The organism is Parvibaculum sp., assembly GCF_035511255.1.
GTDB lineage: Bacteria > Pseudomonadota > Alphaproteobacteria > Parvibaculales > Parvibaculaceae > Parvibaculum.
In genome coordinates, this window is the sequence record NZ_DATKFR010000446.1 from 1 (window position 1) to 2,184 (window position 2,184).

The 2,184-nt window shown below is 66.6% G+C and carries 2 protein-coding genes; one reads left to right on the forward strand and one right to left on the reverse strand.

The annotated features are described in order from the left end of the window. Positions 1-112 precede the first annotated feature (112 nt). Positions 113-1,729 (forward strand): bifunctional phosphoribosylaminoimidazolecarboxamide formyltransferase/IMP cyclohydrolase, encoded by a 1,617-nt coding sequence (gene purH, locus VMR03_RS16690; protein WP_325407213.1) that lies wholly within the window; start codon positions 113-115, stop codon positions 1,727-1,729. A 178-nt stretch (positions 1,730-1,907) separates the two neighbouring features. Here the strand turns inward: purH and VMR03_RS16695 are convergent. Further along, on the reverse strand, positions 1,908-2,184 hold a 277-nt coding region (locus tag VMR03_RS16695), incomplete at its 5' end, for an MFS transporter (protein ID WP_325407215.1).

Here is a 2,184-nt window from a genome sequence, read left to right on the forward strand (position 1 = left end):
AAGCGGCCGAACTTCCCGAATTGCCCGACCTCGACCCGCTTTGATGGCGGGCACCCTTGTTTTGTGCTATCCGCCGGGCAATCCAGCCCCTCCCGAGCCCAGAAGAGCCGCCATGTCCCCTTCCACGAAAACCCTTCCCAAAGCCGCCGACATCCAGCCGGTGCGCCGCGCCCTTCTCTCCGTCTCCGACAAGACGGGACTGATCGACTTCGCCAGGGCGCTGCATGAGGCCGGCGTCGAACTCGTCTCGACCGGCGGCACCTCGAAGGCGATCGCCGAAGCGGGGCTGCCGGTGAAGGACGTGTCGGACCTGACCGGCTTTCCGGAAATGATGGATGGCCGCGTCAAGACACTGCATCCGAAGGTTCATGGCGGCCTTCTGGCGGTGCGCGACGACGCGGAGCACAAGGCGGCGATGGACGCCCATGGCATCGGCGCCATCGACCTTCTCTGCGTCAATCTCTATCCCTTCGAGGCGACGGTCGCCAAGGGCGCCGGCTATGACGAATGCGTCGAGAATATCGATATCGGCGGTCCGGCGATGATCCGCGCGGCGGCGAAGAACCACGCCTATGTCGCCGTCATCGTCGAAGGTTCGGACTACGCCTCCGTGATCGAGGAGATCAAGGCGAAGGGCGGTACTTCGCTCGCGCTCCGCAAGCATCTCGCCCACAAGGCCTATGCGCGCACCGCGACCTACGACGCCGCGATCTCGAACTGGTTCGCCGAAACGCTGAAGGACGACGCGCCGGACTTCCGCGCCTTCGGTGGCCATCTGAAGCAGACGCTGCGCTATGGCGAGAACCCGCACCAGATCGCGAGCTTCTATGTGACGGGCGAAAGCCGCGCCGGCGTGTCGACCGCGACGCAGCTCCAGGGCAAGGAACTCAGCTACAACAACATCAACGACACCGACGCCGCCTTCGAGCTCGTCGCCGAATTCGATCCGAAACTCGCGCCGGCCATCGCCATCATCAAGCATGCGAACCCCTGCGGCGTCGCGACCGGCACCTCGCTCGCCGACGCCTATCGCAAGGCCTTCGCCTGCGACACGGTCTCGGCCTTTGGCGGCATCATTGCCTCGAACATGGCCCTCGACGGCGAGACCGCCGAGGAGATCGCGAAGATCTTCACCGAAGTCATCATCGCCCCCGACGCCGACGAGGACGCGCGCCGCATCATCGGTGCGAAAAAGAACCTCCGTCTGCTGATCACCGGCGGCCTCCCGGACGCGGGCGCGCCGGGCCTCACCGTCAAATCGGTCGCGGGCGGCCTCCTCGTCCAGTCGCGCGACAATGGCCGCGTCGATTTGCTCGACCTCAAGGTCGTGACCAAGCGCCAGCCGACGGCGCAGGAGCTCGCCGATCTCAAGTTCGCCTTCCGCGTCTGCAAACACGTCAAGTCGAACGCCATCGTCTATGTGAAGAACGGCGCGACCGTCGGCGTCGGCGCCGGCCAGATGAGCCGCGTGGACTCGGCCCGCATCGCCGCCCGCAAGGCGCAGGACGCCGCCGAGGCGATCGGCGCGGCGCAACCCGCCACCATCGGCTCGGTCGTGGCGTCGGATGCCTTCTTCCCCTTCGCCGACGGGCTTCTCTCCGCCGCCGAAGCGGGCGCGACCGCGGTGATCCAGCCGGGCGGCTCGATGCGCGACGAGGAAGTGATCGCGGCGGCGGACGAAAAAGGCCTCGCCATGGTCATGACGGGCATGCGCCACTTCCGTCATTGAGGCCGATACAAACCCCAACTGTCATCCCGGCCCCTCGGGACCGCGCGAAGCGCGGCCCAAGGGCATGCTTGTGCCGGGATCCAAGGGCTTCAAATTCCGGGGGAGCCGCCCCTGGACCCCGGGACGAAGCCCGGGGTGACATGGTGTGTCTGGAGCGCCACCGAATGCGGTCCGGCCCCTACTCGATCGCGGTGGCGCGCTCTTCCTTGACGAAGGCGAGCATCGCGATGCCGAGAACGATCAGCGGCACGACGACCATCAGCCCGATGCGCTGGCTGCCACTGAGCGACGTCACGAGGCCGATCAGCAGCGGCGCGACGAAAGTCGTCGCCTTGCCCGCCAGCGAATAGAGGCCGAAGAACTCGGTCATCATCTCGACCGGCGCGATGCGCGCGAGCATCGTGCGGCTGGACGCAATGGTCGGCCCCGCCATCAATCCGAAGAAGGCGACGGTG